Here is a 1,778-nt window from a genome sequence, read left to right as displayed (position 1 = left end):
GCGTCCACGGTGGCGACGGCGGTCCCGACGAGCAGATCCGCGTGGTAGCCGGCCCGGGCGGCCACCTCGTGCAGCGTCTGGGGATCGACCGCGAGGGTGGTTGCGGTCTCGGTGGACAAGGCCCCCGCGGTCGCCGGCTCGGTGCCGCGTTCGAGCAGGGCGCGGGCGTCGGCGACGTCACGCACCCGCGCGTCGGGCACGGCGCGCACCAGGACGCTGTCCGCGCCGCGATCGAGCACGTCGGCCAACTCCGCCAGGGTCGGTTCGCCCGGCGTCCACTCCCACGCGATGTCCGGCACGGCGGCCTCGCCGTCGCTCAGGTCGATGAGCACGTCGTAGCGGAAGCGAGTGAGCTCGTTGCGGGCCCGGCCGCGCTTGACCGCGACCCGGGCCACCCCGTCGGGCGACACCTGTGCCGCGAAGTCACGGAACCAGTCCGGATGGAGCACCAGTTCCTCTTCCAGCCGAGCCGCGGAACGCGCGGCCAGCCACAGCTCCCGCGCGGGCCGCCCCTGGGGGCTGTTGACCAGTTGCACCGACAGGTGCATCTCCTCCAGCAACGCGAGATTGCGCACGTCGCCGACGAAGATCCGCCCACCCGGCCGCAGCGAACGAACCGCGCCCTCCAGCACGCGCCGCAGATAGGCGGAGTTCGGGAAGTACTGGATCACCGAGTTGATCACGACCAGGTCGAAACGGCCCTCGGGGATGCCGTCGAACTCCTCGGCCTCACGCCGCAGCAGCGTGACGTCGGTGTCCTGGTACGCGGGAGCCGACAACTGTTCGCGGACGTAGTCCACGGCTCCCGCCGACAGGTCCGTGCCCCAGTACTCCCGGCACGTGCGCGACAGCGGCAGGAGCAACATGCCGGTGCCGCACCCGATCTCCAGAATCCGCTCGGCCCGCTGGGCCCGCAGTTGCTCCAGCGTGGCGTGTTGCCACTCGCGCATCTCCTCCTCGGGGATGGCGCCGCCGGTGAACGTGCTGTTCCAACCGACGATGTTGAACTCGGCGTCCTCGGTGTCCGCGCGCTGCGTGTAGGTGTGGTCGTAGAGGTCTTGCCACTGACCCACCTGCTCTCGCGCGTCGGCGTCGGCCGCCCCGAAGTGGGCCGGGACGACGTAGCCGGTCAGCCCCGGGCCGTCGGCGCCGCCGCGGCCCACGACGCAGGCCGCCGACACCCCCGGGTGCGCGGCCAGGACGTCCTCCACCCGAGCGGTGGTGGTGGTCAGACCGGCGACGGCGACCCGGTCGGCGGCCCGGCCCACGACCTCCAGGGTGCCGTCCTCGACCCATCGGGCGAGATCGCCGGTGCGGTACATGCGCTCGGGTCGGCCCGACGCGAACGGGTCGGCCCGAAAGCGTTCCATGGTCAGGGAGGGGCGGTTGAGATAGCCCCGGCACAGACCGCCGCCGGCGAGGTGCAATTCCCCGGTGACGCCGGTGGGCAGCACGATGCCCGACGGGTCCAGGACGTACGCACGGCGCCCGGACACGGGCACGCCCCTCGCCGCGCCCTCGCCGGTGTCGCGGCCGAGCACGGCCACGCCGGCGGTCTCCGCGGACCCGTAGAGGCTGAACAGCCGCCGGTCGGGGTCGCGCAACCAAGCGGCCGAGCCCCCGGCGGGGCGGCGCTCCCCGGTGACGACGATCGTGCTCAGCCCGGCGGCGGGACCCTCGGGATCGAGTGCGTTCAAGACCGTGGGGGAAAGCACCGCGCAGGTCGCGCCGGTGTCCGCGACGGCGGCCGCGATCGAGCGCGCGGCGGCTGCCGGTCC

1 protein-coding gene is annotated in these 1,778 nt (G+C 73.5%); it reads right to left on the bottom strand.

Annotation, left to right across the window (positions count from 1 at the left end):
• A partial coding sequence (locus GT354_RS07390) for a methyltransferase (RefSeq protein ID WP_161355448.1) occupies positions 1–1,778 on the bottom strand: 1,778 nt, incomplete at both ends.

This window comes from Streptomyces sp. SID3343 (assembly GCF_009865215.1).
Lineage (GTDB): Bacteria > Actinomycetota > Actinomycetes > Streptomycetales > Streptomycetaceae > Embleya.
Note: the sequence above shows the minus strand (reverse complement) of the source record. Positions and strands in the feature narration are given on the sequence as shown.